The organism is Endothiovibrio diazotrophicus (assembly GCF_054657215.1).
In genome coordinates, this window is the sequence record NZ_BAAHXB010000115.1 from 1 (window position 1) to 17,211 (window position 17,211).

Sequence of the window (17,211 nt, forward strand, 5' to 3'; positions counted from 1 at the left end):
AACAACGACCGCGTGGAGAGACGACGCCATGATGATCTCGATCCCGGTACCGGCCGGCGAACTGATCGACAAACTCACCATCCTGGAGCTAAAGCTCCAGCACATCGACGCCGAGGAGAAGCGGCGCAACATCGAGGCCGAGTGGAACGCCCTCAACGAGGTGCTGCGCGCCGCCGCCCTACCCGACGTCGGCGCCCTGCGCGAGCAGTTGAAGGAGGCCAACGCCGGCCTCTGGGAGACCGAGGACGCGATCCGCGACTGCGAACGGAACGGGGATTTCGGCGAGCGCTTCATCACCCTGGCCCGCGCGGTCTACCACCAGAACGACCGCCGCTGCGCGATCAAACGGGAGATCAACCTGGCTACCGACTCCGTGCTGATCGAGGAGAAGTCCTACGCGGCCTATTGAGGTCGCCTGACCGGGGCACGCCGCGAACGCCCCCCCCCACAGGAACGGAAAGGAAACGCGCTCTTCCGCGCCCCGAAGTTATCCACAAATGCTGTGGATAAGTTTGGGGATAACCGTCGAATAACCCCCGCCAGACCGCGCAACGGCGGCCTCGGGAACAGGTTGATCAAAAAACAGGCAAACCACAAATCAAATAAAATCAATTACTTACAAACAACATCAATCACTTAGACACGGATGTTTAATCAGAACTTCAGGAAACCGTAACAAATGAAGTGGTGTGAACAACGTTGAGTAAAATGGCCGGTCATTGGGAATGGGGTCGGTGCGGAGAGGGGGTGGAACGGACGGTGATCCTCGGAGCTGCGCCGACATCACCTCCGCACCGGCCGGCCGGTAGGACGCAGAGCGTCCAAGGTCGTCGGTTGCGACGCAGAGCGTCGCAACCAGGGGGAGCCGGGGAGGAGCAACCAGGGGAGGAGCCAACCGGAAAGCAAGCGTTCTGGTGCGTTCTGGTTACGACGCTCTGCGTCGTAACCCGTGTCCCTGGACGCTCTGCGTCCAGCTTCAGGCGCGGCGGTGATACCAGGCCGCGGCGCTGACGCGGAGCGTCCAAACGGATGGCCTGGTTGCCACGCGGAGCGTGGTAATCAGGAGTGGTTTCGACCAGACCGCTCCCGGCCATCTCGTCACCCCATCGCCTCCACCAGCGCCCGTTCGGCGGCGGTGTTGAAAGAAAGTGTGGCCCCCCTCCCGATCGAGGCCGAGGATGCCGTCGCCGGCCACTTCCGGGATCAGCTCGCGGCTGCGCCGCCCCCGCAGAAAGCGGTGACCGGGAACCTTGCCGGTGAGATACTCTGCGGTAGGGCCCCAGCGATCCACTACCCGCTCGGAGCCGTGGAGGGTGAGCACGCCGATGGCGATCTCCCCGGCCGGACGGTCGGCCGCAGCGACGCTAGCCCTGCCCAGCCACGCGGCGATCACCACCAGCGACAGACAGCGCAACACTGTGCCCCCGCGCAATCGACCATCCGTTGCTTCTGAAGCATGAACCAATCAGAGAAAAAAAACGGGTCAAAAAAGGATATTCCTTACCTGCCGATGACCTGTTCATTGACCCGTAACAGGGAATCGCGACAATCGGCATCCCTGCCCGCCACGCCCAAACAGAATCGAAACCACCATGTCCAACACCACCCCCGGAACCCTCTTCTCCCTGGAAGTCCGCCCGCACATCCCCGAGCCGCTGCACCGCCTGGAAGAGCTGGCCAACGACCTGCTCTACTCCTGGGATAGCGAGGTGCGCGGCCTGTTCTGCCGGCTCGACCCCGCACTGTGGGAAGAGTGCGGCCACAACCCCAAGTTGTTCCTGCGCCGGGTCGCCCAGAGCCGCCTGGAGGAGGCGGCCGAGGATCGCATCTTCGTCGTCGAGTTCAACCGGGTGCTCTCCTTCTACGACACCTACCAGGAGAACCGCCCACAGCCTTCGGTCACCGCCCACCTCGATCCGGAGCACGACCTGGTAGCCTACTTCTGCGCCGAATTCGGGCTCCACGAGTCGCTGCCGATCTACTCCGGCGGCCTCGGCATCCTCGCCGGCGACCACTGCAAGGCGGCCAGCGACCTCGGGCTGCCCTTCGTCGCGGTGGGGCTGCTCTACCGCAAGGGCTACTTCACCCAGCAGATCGACAAGGAGGGACGCCAGATCGCGGTCTACACCCCGAGCCAGTTCGGCGAACTGCCGATCCGCCCCGCCCTCGACGCCCATGGTGACCCGATCACGGTGCAGGTGGAGCTGCCGGGACGCAACGTCACCCTCAAGGTGTGGCGGGTGAAGGCGGGACACATCGATCTGTACCTCCTCGACAGCGACCTGGAGGGCAACAACGAGGACGACCGGGCGATCACCTACCAGCTCTACGGCGGCGATCTCAACACCCGCATCCGCCAGGAGATCGTCCTCGGCATCGGCGGCGTGCGCGCGCTGCGCGCCCTCGGTCTGCACCCCACGGTATGGCACATCAACGAGGGCCACTCCGCCTTCCAGATCCTCGAACGGGCCCGCGAGCACGTCGCCGCCGGGATGTCCTTCGACAGCGCCCTCGAGCTGATCGCCGCCGGCACCATCTTCACCACCCACACCCCGGTGCCGGCCGGCCACGACGCCTTCTCCAACGAGCTGATGGGCAACTACTTCGGCGCCTTTGCCCGCGACCTCAACCTGTCGCTGGACGATTTCCTCTCCCTCGGCTCCGCCCCGGGCTACCCCGGCAATTTCAACCAGACCGCCCTGGCCCTGCGCGGCTCGCGCTTCCACAACGGGGTGAGCCGCATCCACGGTGACGTCGCCGCCGAGATGGCCGCCTACGTCTGGCCGGAGATCCCGCCCAAGGAGAACCCGATCGCCTACGTCACCAACGGCATCCACGTCCCCACCTTCCTCGCCCGCCAGTGGGCCAACCTGTTCGACCTGAGCCTCGGCGCCGAGTGGCGCAACCGGCTCACCGATCCCGACTACTGGAACTGCATCCAGGAGATCCCGGACCACTCCTTCTGGAGCGTGCGCAAGTCGCTCAAGTCCAGCCTGCTCGAGGAGGTGCGCCGGCGGGTCGAGCTGCAGTGCCAGCGCAACGGCGCCAGCCGCGCCCTGATCGAGGCGCTCACCCGCAACCTCACCGCCCACACCAGCGACGTGCTGACCGTCGGCTTCGCCCGCCGCTTCGCCACCTACAAGCGCGCTACTCTGCTCTTTTCCGACCTGGAGCGGCTCGACCGCCTGGTCAACGACCCCGAGCGCCCGATCCTGATGCTCTTCGCCGGCAAGGCCCACCCCAGCGACCAGCCGGGGCAGGAGCTGATCCGCCGCATCCACGAGATCTCCCGGCGCCCCGAGTTCATCGGCAAGCTGCTGCTGCTGGAGGACTACAACCTGGGGCTGGCCCGCGAACTGGTCTCCGGCGTCGACGTCTGGCTCAACAACCCCGAATACCCGCTGGAGGCGAGCGGCACCTCCGGCCAGAAGGCAGGGGTCAACGGGGTGATCAACCTCAGCGTGCTCGACGGCTGGTGGGGCGAGGGCTACGTGAACGACGGCGGCGTCGCCAACGGCTGGGCGATCGCCCCCCACGGCCCGGAGTTCGACGCCAGTTACCGCGACCGCGAGGAGGGCCACGACTTGCTCGACATCCTGGAGAAGGAGGTGGTCCCCGCTTATTACAACCGCAACAGCCAGGGCTACTCGAAGGAGTGGCTGGCGATGTCGAAGGCCTCCATGCGCACCATCCTGCCGCGCTTCAACTCCCAGCGGATGGTGCTCGACTACGTCGCCAACCTCTACGCCCCGGCCAACGCCCACCGCCGCAAGCTGCTCGGCGCGGGGGATCACGACGCCGCCGCGGCCCACGAGCTGGCCGCCTGGAAGGCGAAGGTACGGGCCTCCTGGCCGAAGGTGCGCGCGCGGCGCATCGACGAGGTGCGCACCAGCGTGCTCGACGGCGAGGAGGTGGTGGTGCGGGTGGCGGTGGAGCTCGACGGACTCGACCCGGAGGACGTGGTACTCGGCTGCCTGGTGGGCAAGGTCGCCGCCGACGGCGGCTTCACCTCCCGCGACTGCCGGCCGATGACCCCCACCGGCCGCGCCGACGATGGGGCGGTGATCTTCGAGCTGCGCCTCAACACCCGCCTGCCCGGCCTGCAGTACTACAAGCTGCGCCTCTACCCCTATCACGACCTCCTCGCCCACCGCTTCGAGCTGGGGCGGATGTCGTGGATATGAGGTAAAAGGCGAAAGGTAAAAGGTTAAAGGGCCTTCGTTCGACGTCATCCAACGCTTCCGCTGCCGGATTGACTGGAAACCACGGTATCGGGCGGGCACGACCGCTCTTCCCTTTGACCTTTGACCTTATCGCCTTTGACCCGAGGTCGACGGAGTGATACACCCCCGCCAAAAACGCAGGTCGGCGAATATCCCCACAACAACCCGTTTAATTGACCGCTCCCTCCTCGCTATACTTCCCAGTTATCCTCCCCCCGGCGGAGCGGAGCCCCGAGACCAATGAAACGTTACCTGTGTGAAGTGTGCGGCCTGATCTACGACGAGGCCGACGGCCTGCCCGACGAGGGCATTCCCCCCGGAACCCCCTTCGACGAGCTGCCCGCCGACTGGGTCTGTCCCGACTGCGGTGCCGGCAAAGACGCCTTCACCCTGCAAGCCGGGTAGCGCCGATGGGCACCGCACCACTGCGCGAGATCCCCATCGACGAGCTGCGCGAGGGGATGTACGTGGTCCTCCCGCTCTCGTGGAGCAACCACCCCTTCCTCAAGGGGAGCTTCCGCATCAAGAGCCGCGAGCAGATCCGCGAGATCGCCGGCTGCGGTCTTACCCGGGTGCCGGTGGACCCGGCCCGTAGCGTACCGCCCCCGCCCACCATCGAGGAACTGGAGCACATCAGCCACCAGGACCCCACGCCCGACCCGCGGGAGGGCGAGCCGCCCGCCAAGTGGTCGGCGGACACCCTCGTCCCCGATGCCCTGCGCGAGGCGCTGGCCGACCACTCCCTGCCGCCGGAGCGCAAGTCCCGGGCGGTCTACGAGAACGCCCGGGTACTGATGGAGCGGCTGCTGGAGAGCCCCACCGCCGAGTCCCTGCGCGCCGGCAAGCAGGCGATCAACCAGATCACCGACCTGATCCTCTCGGACGACGCCACCGCTGCCAACCTGCTGCGCATCACCACCCACGACTTCTACACCTACACCCACTCGGTCAACGTCGGCGTCACCTCGCTGATGCTTTCCAAGGCGCTGTTTGCCGACAGCGACGCCCACGACCTGCACGAGCTGGGCGCCGGCTTCTTCCTCCACGACCTGGGCAAGGTGCGGGTCGACCCGGCGATCATCAACAAGCCCGGCCGGCTCACCGACGAAGAGATGCAGCGGGTGCGCATCCACCCCTACCAGGGCTACAAGCTGCTGAAGGAGGCCAACGCGCTCTCCGAGGAGTGCCGGCTGATCATCATGCAGCATCACGAGTTCGCCGACGGCACCGGCTACCCGAAGGGACTGCACAACGAGGAGATCCACCTCTACGGCCGCATCTGCGGCATTGCCGACGTGTTCGACGCACTGACCGCCGAGCGCTCCTACAAGAAGGCGATGACCCCGTTCGACGCGCTGACCCTGATGAAGGAGAAGATGTCCGCCCACTTCGACCGCGAACTTTTCTCGCGCTTCGTGATGCTGTTCCGCTAAACGCCCACCGGATAGCAGAGGACGCGCTGCTCAGGTCAAAGGCTAAAGGTGATAGGTTAAAGGGAAGAAACGGGCTGTGCCGCCCCGACACCCCGCTTCCCGACCGATACGGCACCGAAACCCGGAGCGCGTCGGACGAAGGCCCTATAACCTTTTACCTTTCGCCTTTAACCTGACAAAACGAATCTACCGTCCCCAACCCGCCCATCCCCCGCCTACGACCGGGAATGGAAACCGCTACAATGACGGCGTTCGCCTCCTTGCCGAATCGCACCACTATTCTCCCCCCCGATGAAACGGAAACTCCTGCTGCTGCTCCTCGGCACCATCACCCTCACCCTGCTGCTGGTGGGGGTCGCGCTGGACCACCTGATCACCCGCTACTACCAGCGCTCGGCGGTGAGCAGCTTTCACGACCTCTACGCCCTGGTCGCCAACCGCCTGCGTGACGCGGAGGAGACCGTCCAGGGGCATGCGCAGGCCATCGCCGCCAGCCGCGAGCTGGTCTCGGCGATGAACATGATCCAGCGCTACGCCGACGCGGGGACCTACCAGCCACTGATCTTCGATCCGGAGAAGCGGCGTATCGCCGACCGTTTCGCCGCGCTCGCCCCCACCGCCCGTCTGAGCCGGCTGGTGGCCTACACCGCCGACGGCGAGCTGGTCGCCTACTACCTCGGCAACGGCCGCAATGAGGAGGGCATCCGCAGCTATCGCGGGGGCCAACCGCTCACCCTGCGGCGAACGGCGGATGCGGACTGGATCGAGGGCGGCGAACCACCGGCGGTCGCCGGTTTCCTGCCGCCCGACCAGCGCCCCCACCAACTGCACATCCACCGTGTGGACGGCCAACTGGCGTTGGAGGCGAGCGCTCCCATCGTCCGCCACATCACCGGCGGCGAGCCGCTGCCGGTAGGCACCCTGGTGGCGACCCTCACCCTGGGAGACGACTTCGTCCGCGAGATCGAACGCGCCGGCGGCCAGGAGTTCGCCCTGATCAACGACGGCGAGGGCGTGGGCGTGGGCGTGGGCGTGGGCGTGGGCGTGGGCGCACTGGCCGACCGAGTGCCCCCTCCCCCCGCCGAGACCCTCCCGGTGCTCGACCCGGCGGCCACCGATCCCGCCTTCGCCCAGCTCCCCGATCCCCACTACTTCCTCGCCGCGGCCCGCCTGCCACGAGAGGACGGCACCAGCGTACTCCTCGCCGCCGTCCCCAAGGAGGAGGTGCGCGCCGCGGTGCGCAACACCTACCCGGCAGTGCTCGGCGTGCTGGTGGTGGCGGCGCTGGTGATCCTGCCGATCGGCGTGGTCACCGCCCACCGCGCCATCGGCCGGCCGGTGGCCCGGCTGCTCGACTCGGTCACCGCCCTGCGCGAAGGGGACTACCACGCGCGGGTGGAGGTGGAGGGGTGCGACGAGATGGCGCGGCTGGCCCGCGCCGTCAACGCCATGGCCGCCGAGATCGAACGGCGCCAGCGGGAACTCAGCGAGAGCGAGACCAAGCACCGCACCCTGGTCGAACACATCCCCCAGCGGGTGATCTACAAGGACTGCGGCGGCCGCTACGTCTCCTGCAACCGCGCCTTCGCCGGTGACCTCGGCCTCGAACCCGCCGAAGTGGTGGGTCACGACGACTTCGACTACTTCCCCGCCGAACTGGCCGAGCGCTACCGCGCCGACGATCGCCGGGTGCTGGAGAGCGGCGCGCCACTGGACCAGGACGAACGCTACCTCCACGACGGGCGCGAGGCGATCATCCACACCATCCGCACCCCGGTGCGTGACGATGAGGGCGAATGCATCGGTACCCTCGGGGTGTTCCGCGACGTCACCGCCCAGCGCCAGGCGGAGGCCAAGCTGCGCCAGTCGGCGGCGGTCTTCGAGAACACCGCCGAGGGGGTACTGATCACCGACGCGGAGGCGCGGATCATCGCGGTCAACCGCGCCTTCAGCGAGATCACCGGCTTCAGCGAGGAGGAGGTGCTCGGCCAGCGCCCCAACCTGCGCCGTTCCGACCGCCACGGCCCCGAGTTCTACCAGGCGATGTGGGCCTCGATCCGCGAGACCGGCAGTTGGAGCGGCGAGATCTGGAACCGCAAAAAAAGCGGCGAGGTCAACCCCGAGCTGATCACCATCAGCTCGATCCGCGACCAGCACGGAGAGGTAACCCACTATGTCGCCGTCTTCACCGACATCAGCACGCTGAAGCAGACCGAGGCGAAACTCGAACACCTCGCCCGCCACGACCCGCTGACCGAACTGCCCAACCGGCTGGTGCTCACCGATCGCCTCGCCCATGCCATCGAGCGCGCCACCGACGCCGACGAGCGGGTGGCGGTGATGTTCCTCGATCTCGACCGCTTCAAGACCGTCAACGACACCTTCGGCCACCCGATGGGCGACCGGCTGCTCGAAGAGGTGGCGTTGCGGCTGCGCGGCACCGTCCCCCACGGCGACACCGTCGGCCGTTTCGGCGGCGACGAATTCATGTTGATCATCGAGGAGTTCGCCCAGCTCTCCCGGCTCGACGAGATCGCCGAGCGGGTGCTCGGCGCGCTGCGCGAGCCGTTCCAGATCCAGGGCCACGACCTGGTCCTCGGCGCCAGCATCGGCATCAGCCTGTTCCCCGACGACGGCAACGATGTCGCCACCCTAGTGCGCAACGCCGACAGCGCCATGTACCGGGCCAAGGAGCGGGGGCGCAACAACTACCAGTTCTACACCAGCGAGCTGACCGACGCCGCGGCCGAACGGATGCGCCTGGAGTCCGAGCTGCGCCACGCGGTGGAGCGCGATCAGCTGGCGCTCTTCTACCAGCCGCAGATCGACCTGCGCAGCGGCCGGGTGATCGGCGCCGAGGCGTTGATCCGCTGGCACCACCCGGAGCTCGGGCTGGTGCCGCCGGACAAGTTCATCCCGCTGGCCGAGGAGAGCGGCCTGATCCTGCCGATCGGCGCCTGGGTGCTGGCCACCGCCTGCCGCGAGGCGCGCCCCTGGCTGGAGGCGGGGGCGATGGAGCGGATCTCGGTCAACCTCTCCAGCATCCAGCTGGAGCGGGGCGAGGTGGTGGCGCTCACCGCCCACACCCTGGAGGAGAGCGGCATCGCCGCCGGCCAGTTGGAGCTGGAACTCACCGAGAGCGCCCTGATGAGCGATCCCGACCAGGTGATCGCGGTACTCGACGGCCTGCGCAGCCTTGGCGTGGCCCTGGCGGTGGACGACTTCGGCACCGGCTACTCCTCGCTCAGCTACCTCAAGCGCTTCCCCCTCAACTGCCTCAAGGTGGACCGCTCCTTCGTCAAGGACACCCCGGGGGACGCCAACGACGTGGCAATCACCGAAGCGGTGATCGCGCTGGGCCACTCCCTCGGCCTGCACATCGTCGCCGAGGGAGTGGAGAACGAAGAGCAGGCCCAGTTGCTGCGCGAGCGGGGCTGCGAACTGGCCCAGGGCTACCACTACAGCCGCCCGCTGCCGACCGACCAGTTCGCCGCATTCCTCGCCGCGTGGGGTGAACGCGACCGGGGATAAGGGCCCGCGAAAGAATAACTTCCTGTTTTGGGGCGTCGAGACGCCCGTCCGACAAGGCGCGCAAAGGGGCGCATACTCGTTGTATGCAACCCTTTGCGCAACGCCGCCGGAGGGGATGGATCGGCGTCCCGAAACAGGAAGTTATTCTTTCGCGGGCCCTAAAAGGGCTCACCACCCGCTCCGGCCCTCGAGATACCCGGCCCAAGCGGGACCTATAGGGCGTGCCGCGCGCGCCATGCCGAACGAAGGCACCGCTCCGAAAGGACGGGGGAAAACGGTCCGAACGGCGGCTCCGTTGAACACGGCGGGCACGGCCCGCCCTATGCTTCGATCAACCACGAAGGGCGAGAAGGGGATGATTGTGTTCGATACGGTAGGAGCAACTTCTTCCTTCTTGATCCTTCGTGCTGAAAATCACCCTCGCAGATTCCCTCTGCCTTTCCGCCCCTGCGCCGACGCCGGTCGCCACGCACCCCGCCCATCATCACTTCGTATTGAAACACCAACCCAAAATCGAAAACGGCGGCCACAGGCCGCCGTCGACACCGCCTCAAAACGGCAACCGCTCACCGCTCCAGCTTGGTGAACTTGGATCCCTCCAGGGTCAGGTTGTACATCAGCCCCTTCTGACCGAAGACGAAGGCGACGATCGGCTTGTTGACCACGGTGGAGTCGATCATGCCCCCCGCCCCCAGCTCCACCAGCGCCACCGAGCCGTCGACCCCCACCTCCCAGCCGTCGCTGTGACGGAACTTCTCCAGCGCCGCCGATTCGAGAAAGACCAGGATCACGCTCTTCTTCTGCGCCCCCAGTTGGAAGCCGATGGAGGCCGCGGCGGTGCTGTAGTAGACCACCGTGGCGCCGTTGACACGCAACGCCCCCTCGCCGTACTCGCCACCGATGCCGATCCCCGCCTTGATCACCTCCGGGAAGACCAGCACCCCCTTCGCCTCGGCGAGGAACGCATCGGCGCCCCCCACCTCCTTGGTGAAGCGCTTCAACGCCGCATTCACCTTGATGTCGATCTCCTTCGCCGAGGCCGCCGGCGCCTCGCCCTGGAAGGCGAGCAGCGCGAACGAGGCGAACAACAACACGATGCCGCGAATCATCTGTCCGGATCTCATGGAAAGCTCCTCCGATGGTTGATGGGAGCCACGCTACGCGCAAACCACGAGTCGATCAATCGATCGACGGCACGACCTGTGCATATTTTCAGACAACCGGACCGGCGACGCCGGAATTCCGTCGGATCGCGAGGAGGGTGCCGTCATGTTGTGGGTCGATGCAGAAATGGTTCGTCTGATGTCGGAGATCGGCTACATGCCGCGCTCTTCCGACTGGTACCTCACCGATGAGCGGGGAAATCAGGTCAACGGCTACCTGATCCCCAACGAACGGGCCGAGGAGGTGAAGCGGGAGCTGAGCCGCCGCGGCATCTACCACCACGAATAGGGGCGGGCAGAGTGCGCCGCGCGCCACCGACAACCACCGGGATACGGTCCGCAACCGCCTGCCGGCGGCCCCGCCCGCCGCCAGGAAAGGCGAGGGCAAAATCGGGACAAAAAAAACCCGCCAAAGGCGGGCAATTGGCGACTAGGTCGCTCGTTGTTGTTAGGGTTCATACTATATTTGGTAAGGGATGGGGAGCAATCCGTAGTTTTTCCAATTCCATTACGCGCCGCAACGTATAGCCCCAATCAAAAAAAGGTTAAATCCATGAAAAGCCAGATCGGACGGTCCATCGTAGCGCTCGGGGCAGCCGCATTCATCGCGTTGGCGGCCCCCACCTCCACTGCCATCGCGGCCAGCGCCGGGGACGCCCAGGCGACCCAGGCGGCCAAGCTGCTGATGCTGCTCAGCCTCTGTACCGAGCACCCCCGCCGCCTCCGCGCCGTCGCCCCCAAGGAGGAGACGCCACCCGCGCCGGCGCCGGCCTCGATGAAGATCAGCGACGAAGAGTAGCCAGCGGCGGGCGCTCCACCACCCGCCGCACCCCCAGCAGTCCGGCCGCACCGACACCGACCAACCCGCCCAGTGGACCCGCCAGCCAGAGCAGCGGGTCCGGACGGTACGGCAGGTCGAACACCGACAGCGACACCCCGTACCCCACCGCGGTGGCCGCCAGCGCCGCCACCGTGCCGGCCAACAACCCGAGCGTGGCGAACTCCGCCACCATCCCCCCCCACAACCGCCGCCGATCCGCCCCCAGGGTGCGCAGCAGCGCCGACTCCCGCATCCGCTCGTCGGAGGTCGCCTGGATCGCCGCATAGAGCACCGTCAGCCCCGCCGCCAACGTGAACAGGAAGACGTACTCCAGCGCCGAGCTGACCCGCTCGATGATCGAGCGCACCTGGGCCATCAGCGCCTCCACGTCGATCACCGTGACGCTGGGGTAGCGTTTCACCAGCTCCGCCAGCAGCCCCCGCCGCTCCGGCGGCAAATGGAAGGCGGTGATGTAGGTGGCCGGGTACTCCTCCAACAGCCCGGGAGGCGCGGCGACGAAGAAGTTGACCTGGAAGCTGCCCCACTCCAGATCACGCAGACTGGTCACCCGCCCCTCCACCTCGCGGCCGGCGATGCGGAAGCGGAGTCGGTCGCCCAGCGCGATGCCGAGGGTCTCGGCCAGCCCCGACTCCACCGAGAACTGACCCGGCGAGTCACCTTGCGACCACCAGCGTCCCGCGGCGATGCGGTTGCCCGGGTAGAGCGCCGCGCTCCACGAGAGGTTGAACTCGCGGGCCACCAATCGCTGGGCCCGCGGGTTCTGGTAATCGTCGGGCCCTACTGCCCGCTCGTTGACGCGCACCAGCCGGCCGCGGATCATCGGCCGGAAGTCGGGCTGCGGCCCGCCGCCATCGTGGATGAAGCGCGCCACCCCCGCCACCTCGTCGGGCTGGATGTTGATCAGGAACTGGTTGGGGGCCCGCTCCGGCAGGCTCGCCCGCCACCCCTCCAGCAGATCGACGCGGACGATGCCGAGCAGCAGCAGCGCCATGATGCCGAGCCCGAAGGCGGCCACCTGGATCACGCTGCCGCCGGCCCGCCGGCCGATGTTGGCCAGCCCCCAGCGCCAGGAGACCCCGACCCGCGCGCGCAGCGGCCGCAGCGCCCGCACCAGCAGCCAGGCGGCGGCCACCAACAGGGCGAGGGTCACCGCCACCCCGCCGATCACCAGCACCGCCAGCCGCGCCTCTCCCGCCTGCCACGCCATCAGCACGGCCAGCACCGTCACCGCGCCGCCGTAGACCCACCATGCGCCGGCGGGCGCCGGCCCCAGGTCGCGGCGCAGTACCCGCGCCGGCGGCACCCGGCGCAACGGCAGCAGCGGCGGCAGGGCAAAACCGAGCAGCGCCGCCATCCCGGTGACCAGCGCCGACAGCAGCGGCCACGGCGAGGGTGCCGGCAGCGCCCCCGACGCGCCGGCCGGCACCAGGGAGCCGAGCAGCCGCACCAGCCCCTCCTGGGCGCCATAGCCGACCGCCGCCCCCAGCGCGCAGGCGGCCAGGCCGAGCCACACCATCTGCCACAGATAGATCGCCAGCACCTGCCGCTGGCCGGCGCCGAGGCAGCGCATCACCGCCGCCCCGTCCAGGTGGCGCTCGGCGTGGCGGCGGGCGGCCAGCGCCACCGCCACCCCGGCGAGGATCACGCTGACCATCGCCGCCAGCCCGAGGAACCGCTCCGCCCGCTCAAGGGCGCTCTTCAACTCCGGACGGGCATCGCGCACCCCCTCGATGCGCATCCCCGGCCCGAGCCGCTCCTTCAGCCAGCGGCGAAAGCCGGCCACCGCTTGCACCTCGCCGGCGGCCAGCAGGGCGTAGCGCACCCGGCTCCCGGGCCGGATCAGCGCGGTGGCCTCCAGGTCGGCGGCGTTGAACAGCAGCCGCGGCGCGAGCTCGGAGAACCCCCCACCCCGATCCGGTTCGTAGGTGAGCACCCGCGCCACGCGGAGAGTGGCGCGCCCCAGCTTCACCGAATCCCCCGGCGCGATGCCGAGCAGCGGAAAGAGCCGCGCCTCGGCCCACACCGTGCCGGGCGCCGGCGCCCCGCCCCCCTCCTCCGCGGCAAACGGGGTCGCCGCGCTACGCAGCTCCCCTCGTAACGGATAGCCCGCCGCCACCGCCTTGGCCGAGACCAGTTGCGCCCGCTCCCCGGCCAGCACGACGCTGGGAAAGCGGACATAGGAGCTGGCCGCCAGCCCGCGCCGCCGCCCCTCCGCCGCCCACGCCTCGGGCGGCGGGGCGGAGCCGACCACCCGCAGGTCGGCGGCCAACAGCTCCCCCGCCTGACGCTCCAGACCGACCCGTACCCGATCGGTGAAGAAGCCCACCGAAGTGATCGCCGCCACCGCCACCACCAGCGCCAGGGCGAGCACCCGCAGTTCGCCGGCGCGCCACTCCCGGCGCAGGGAGTGCAGACCGAGCCGCGCACTTCTCATAACAGCCGCCCCGCCTCCAGCTCCACCGAACGGGTGCAGCGCTGCGCCAGATGGAGATCGTGGGTGACCAGCACCAGGGTGGTGCCGCGCTCCCGGTTGAGATCGAAGAGCAACTCGGCGATGCGCTCGCCGGTGTGGGTATCGAGATTGCCGGTGGGCTCGTCGGCGAAGAGGATCGCCGGCCCCACCACGAAGGCGCGGGCGATCGCCACCCGCTGCTGCTCGCCGCCGGAGAGCTGGTTGGGATAGTGGTGCAGCCGCCCGCCGAGCCCGACCCGGCCGAGCATCTCCAGCGCCGCCGCCCGCGCCCCGCCGCCGCCGGCCAGCTCCAGCGGCAGCATCACGTTCTCCAGGGCGGTGAGACTGGGGAGCAGTTGGAACGACTGGAAGACGAAACCGACCCGCTCGCCGCGCAGCCGCGCCCGACCGTCCTCGTCCAACGCGCCGAGGAGCTGGCCGGCCAGGCGCACCTCGCCGTGGGAGGGGGTGTCCAACCCCGCCAGCAGCCCCAGCAGGGTCGACTTGCCGGAACCGGAGGCGCCGATCACCGCCACCGCCTCCCCCGCACCGATCGCCAGCGTCACCCCGTCGAGGATCGTCAACTCGCCTTCCGGGCTGGTCACCCGCTTGGTAAGCTCACGGGCCTCCACCATCGGCCCACCCTGCTCCGACATCGTCATCCGCTCGCCCTCACGCCCATGAAACTCCTCCACGCCCTCGCCCTGCTATTCGCCCTCACCTTCGCCTCCGCGTGCGCCGCCGAACCACCGGTGATCCTGGTACTCGGCGACAGCCTCAGCGCCGGCTACGGCGTTGCGGCGGGGAGCGGCTGGGTCGATCTGCTGGAGCGGCGCCTTAGCCGGGAAGGCTATCCCCATCGAGTGGTCAACGCCAGCATCAGCGGCGACACCAGCCGCGGCGCCCTCGCCCGCCTGCCGGCGGCACTGGAGCGCCACCACCCGGCACTGCTGATCATCGAACTGGGAGGAAACGATGGGCTGCGCGGCATCCCGGCGAACGAGATGGAGGCCAATCTGGTGGCGATCATCGACCGCGGTCGCGAGGCGGGTGCCCGCATCCTGTTGGTGGGCATCCGCCTCCCGCCCAACTACGGCCCCGCCTTCACCGAACCTTTCTACGCCGTCTACGGCCGACTGGCCGAGAAAAAGGGGGTTCCGCTGGTCCCGTTCCTGCTGGAGGGGGTGGCGCTGAGGCCCGAGTGGATGCAGGCCGACGGCCTCCACCCCACGGCGGAGGGCCAACCGACCCTGCTGGAGAACGTCTGGCGCCATCTTTTTCCGCTGTTGGCGGAAGAAGATCATGGCCGGGATGATCGCAACACGAATACCGCGCCCGCCTTGGCAGCGGAGCGAACACCCCACGGGCAGGAGTAGCACGAACGCCACGGCAGGCGCGATGCACCCGCCCTACTTCACCCAATGTTTTGATTTTCGGCGGCCCCGAAGGGGGGCACGCACCGATCAGCAACATCCGCCGCGATCGGGCGGTACGCCCCCAAACCCCGGCAAGCCGCCGAAAATCAAAATGCGCGCCGGGGGGGGCGACGGTCTTCCCGCGGTCGGGCCTCGTTGACCCGCAGCGGACGCCCGCCCATATCGGTGCCGTTCATCACCTCGATGGCGGTGTCGGCCTCGTGGGCATTGGGCATCTCGACGAAACCGAAACCGCGGGAGCGGCGGGTCTCGCGATCGAAGATCACTTGGGCGGAACTCACCTCACCGTGGGCCTCGAAGGCGGAGCGAAGGTCGTCATCCGTGGTACTGAACGGCAGATTGCCGACATAGATATTCTTCATCTCAACAATTCCATCCTACAGGTCGAACAGTGGGAGAGCCCTTACTCTCCCTGCCAACCTCCCGCACGGGGAGGGAAGGTGATCCCGCGGCGAGACCGCGGCCGGTACGGTTACGGCTTTGCCGGCAACCGGAGAACAGGAGTGCTTGACGATCGGTGAACAGCGATTTGGGGACAGAAGCCCGGGGCGCCGCCGGCTCGCGCCGGTGCGGGAAGGGGGAAAAGGGGGCTCTGGTGGTCGAATTCAACTTCAGCAGAAATTCCGGGGCGCCGCGCTCGCCGGCGGCGGGCGGAGCCCCTCGGTCATCATCTTATTTTTCGAATGTAGACCAAGGCGGAAGATCCCGCCAGGGCAATCACCGAAAATTCATTCCAATCCTAGGACCGGGGAATCCCCATCCGCTGCCGCCGCTCCCACAGGGTCTTGCGGCTGATCCCCAGGCGGCGGGCCAGCTCGGTCTCGGTCATCGCCCCCTGATGGCGGCGGACGAAGCGGACGAAATACTCCTCCAGGCTCTCCCCCTCCGCCGGTCCACCGGCCGCCTCCGCCGCGGTCCCCTCCAGGCCCAGGTGTTCCGCGGTGACCGCCTCGCCGTCACCGAGGATCACCGCCCGCTCCACCGCGTTCTCCAGCTCCCGCACGTTGCCCGGCCAACGGTGGCCGCGGATCGCCGCCAGCGCCTCCCCGGTCAACCCCATGGCCGGCCGGTTGAGCCGACGGCACGCCTTGTCGAGCAGGAACCCGGCCAGGGTCTCGATATCCCCGCCCCGCTCGCGCAGCGGCGGCAGGTCGACGCGCACCACGTTGAGGCGGAAGTAGAGGTCCTCGCGGAACGCCCCCTGCTCGACCATCGCCTGCAGATCGCGGTGGGTGGCGGCGATCAGCCGCACGTTCACCCGCCGGACGTGGGCCGCCCCCACCCGGCGGATCTCTCCCTCCTGCAACACCCGCAGCAGCCGCGCCTGGGCCGATTGCGGCAGCTCGCCGATCTCGTCGAGGAACAGCGTCCCGCCGTCGGCCGCCTCCACCAACCCCTCGCGCATCCCCACCGCCCCGGTGAACGCCCCCTTCTCATGGCCGAACAGCTCCGACTCGATCAGCCCCTCGGGGATCGCCGCGCAGTTGACGGTGATGATCGGCGCATCGCGGCGGCCGCTCTGCTCGTGGACCGCCCGCGCCACCAGTTCCTTGCCGGTGCCCGATTCGCCGAGCACCAGCACCGTGGTGTCGGTGGGCGCCACCTTGGCGATGCGGGTGCGCACCTCGCGCATCGCCGGACACTCGCCGACCATCCCCGCCACCGGATAGGCCTCCGCCAGCTCGGAGCGGAGCACGGCGTGGGTCCGCGCCAGCCGCCGCTGCTCCAGGATGCGCGCCACCAGCATCAACAGCTCGTCGTGGTCGAAGGGCTTGGCGATGTAGTCCACCGCCCCCAGCTTCATCGCCTCGACCGCCGAGTTGACGCTGGCGTAGCTGGTCATGATCACCACCGGCGTGTCGCCGGCGCGGGCGATCATCTCGGTACCGGGCGCACCGGGCAGGCGCAGGTCGGCGATCACCAGATCGAACGAGGCGGGGTCCTCCCCCGCCTGCGCCTCGGCGACGCTCCCCGCCTCGGCCACCCCATAGCCGTTGCGCTCCAGCAACCGGCGCAGCGCCGCGCGGATCACCGCCTCGTCTTCGACAATCAGGATTTGGTTCATGCGGCCATGTTACGAAATCACCCACCCGTTGTCGCCGCAATCCGGCGCCTCCCGTTTTCGGCCTTCG

At 68.2% G+C, this 17,211-nt stretch carries 14 protein-coding genes; 8 read left to right on the forward strand and 6 right to left on the reverse strand.

Going from position 1 to position 17,211, the window contains the following annotated elements; genetic code table 11:
• Positions 1-28 precede the first annotated feature (28 nt).
• Positions 29-409 carry a DUF6165 family protein gene (locus ACYQ2W_RS21215; protein ID WP_459871849.1) on the forward strand — a complete coding sequence of 127 codons (381 nt, stop codon included), beginning with the start codon at positions 29-31 and terminating at the stop codon, positions 407-409.
• A gap of 567 nt (positions 410-976) precedes the next feature.
• Here the strand turns inward: ACYQ2W_RS21215 and ACYQ2W_RS21220 are convergent.
• Positions 977-1,432: a hypothetical protein gene (locus ACYQ2W_RS21220; protein ID WP_459871852.1), complete on the reverse strand. Its 456-nt coding sequence runs from the start codon at positions 1,430-1,432 to the stop codon at positions 977-979.
• A 160-nt stretch (positions 1,433-1,592) separates the two neighbouring features.
• Between ACYQ2W_RS21220 and glgP the strand changes: the two genes are divergently transcribed.
• The 4 genes from glgP to ACYQ2W_RS21240 all read left to right on the forward strand — a co-directional run bounded on the left by glgP (position 1,593) and on the right by ACYQ2W_RS21240 (position 9,187).
• A complete protein-coding gene (glgP, locus tag ACYQ2W_RS21225) occupies positions 1,593-4,184 on the forward strand; it encodes an alpha-glucan family phosphorylase (RefSeq protein ID WP_459871855.1) in 2,592 nt (863 codons plus the stop codon).
• Positions 4,185-4,463: 279 nt separating this feature from the next.
• Positions 4,464-4,628 carry a rubredoxin gene (locus ACYQ2W_RS21230; RefSeq protein ID WP_459871857.1) on the forward strand — a complete coding sequence of 55 codons (165 nt, stop codon included), beginning with the start codon at positions 4,464-4,466 and terminating at the stop codon, positions 4,626-4,628.
• Positions 4,629-4,633: 5 nt separating this feature from the next.
• Positions 4,634-5,656, forward strand: coding sequence for a cyclic di-GMP phosphodiesterase (locus ACYQ2W_RS21235; protein WP_459871860.1), 1,023 nt, complete (start codon positions 4,634-4,636; stop codon positions 5,654-5,656).
• Between the two features lie 291 nt (positions 5,657-5,947).
• Positions 5,948-9,187, forward strand: coding sequence for an EAL domain-containing protein (locus ACYQ2W_RS21240; RefSeq protein ID WP_459871863.1), 3,240 nt, complete (start codon positions 5,948-5,950; stop codon positions 9,185-9,187).
• A gap of 566 nt (positions 9,188-9,753) precedes the next feature.
• On the opposite strand, the gene ACYQ2W_RS21245 is transcribed toward ACYQ2W_RS21240, so the two are convergent.
• Positions 9,754-10,311 carry a BPSL1445 family SYLF domain-containing lipoprotein gene (locus tag ACYQ2W_RS21245; protein WP_459871866.1) on the reverse strand — a complete coding sequence of 186 codons (558 nt, stop codon included), beginning with the start codon at positions 10,309-10,311 and terminating at the stop codon, positions 9,754-9,756.
• A gap of 145 nt (positions 10,312-10,456) precedes the next feature.
• On the opposite strand from ACYQ2W_RS21245, the gene ACYQ2W_RS21250 reads away from it, so the two are divergent.
• Complete coding sequence (locus tag ACYQ2W_RS21250) at positions 10,457-10,639, forward strand: hypothetical protein (protein ID WP_459871869.1); 183 nt, start codon at positions 10,457-10,459, stop codon at positions 10,637-10,639.
• A 264-nt stretch (positions 10,640-10,903) separates the two neighbouring features.
• Positions 10,904-11,149, forward strand: a complete 246-nt coding sequence (locus ACYQ2W_RS21255; protein ID WP_459871872.1) for a hypothetical protein — start codon at positions 10,904-10,906, stop codon at positions 11,147-11,149.
• On the opposite strand, the gene ACYQ2W_RS21260 is transcribed toward ACYQ2W_RS21255, so the two are convergent.
• Both ACYQ2W_RS21260 and ACYQ2W_RS21265 read right to left on the reverse strand, forming a co-directional pair.
• The gene (locus ACYQ2W_RS21260) at positions 11,133-13,625 is read right to left on the reverse strand and encodes an ABC transporter permease (protein WP_459871875.1); all 2,493 of its coding nucleotides are present in this window, start codon (positions 13,623-13,625) and stop codon (positions 11,133-11,135) included. The two genes, ACYQ2W_RS21255 and ACYQ2W_RS21260, sit on opposite strands and share 17 nt — an antisense overlap.
• On the reverse strand, positions 13,622-14,299 hold the full coding sequence (locus ACYQ2W_RS21265) for an ABC transporter ATP-binding protein (RefSeq protein ID WP_459871884.1): 678 nt from the start codon (positions 14,297-14,299) through the stop codon (positions 13,622-13,624). Before ACYQ2W_RS21265 ends, ACYQ2W_RS21260 begins: the two co-directional genes overlap by 4 nt.
• Before the next feature lie 24 nt (positions 14,300-14,323).
• Between ACYQ2W_RS21265 and ACYQ2W_RS21270 the strand changes: the two genes are divergently transcribed.
• Entirely contained in the window at positions 14,324-15,019 is a 696-nt protein-coding gene (locus ACYQ2W_RS21270; RefSeq protein WP_459871877.1) for an arylesterase, read from the forward strand.
• Between the two features lie 146 nt (positions 15,020-15,165).
• Here the strand turns inward: ACYQ2W_RS21270 and rbp are convergent, their stop codons facing one another.
• Together rbp and ACYQ2W_RS21280 are read right to left on the reverse strand one after the other, a co-directional pair.
• Positions 15,166-15,441, reverse strand: coding sequence for an RNA-binding regulator (rbp, locus tag ACYQ2W_RS21275; protein ID WP_459871879.1), 276 nt, complete (start codon positions 15,439-15,441; stop codon positions 15,166-15,168).
• A gap of 377 nt (positions 15,442-15,818) precedes the next feature.
• Positions 15,819-17,144 (reverse strand): sigma-54-dependent transcriptional regulator, encoded by a 1,326-nt coding sequence (locus tag ACYQ2W_RS21280; RefSeq protein ID WP_459871881.1) that lies wholly within the window; start codon positions 17,142-17,144, stop codon positions 15,819-15,821.
• Positions 17,145-17,211: the final 67 nt, after the last annotated feature.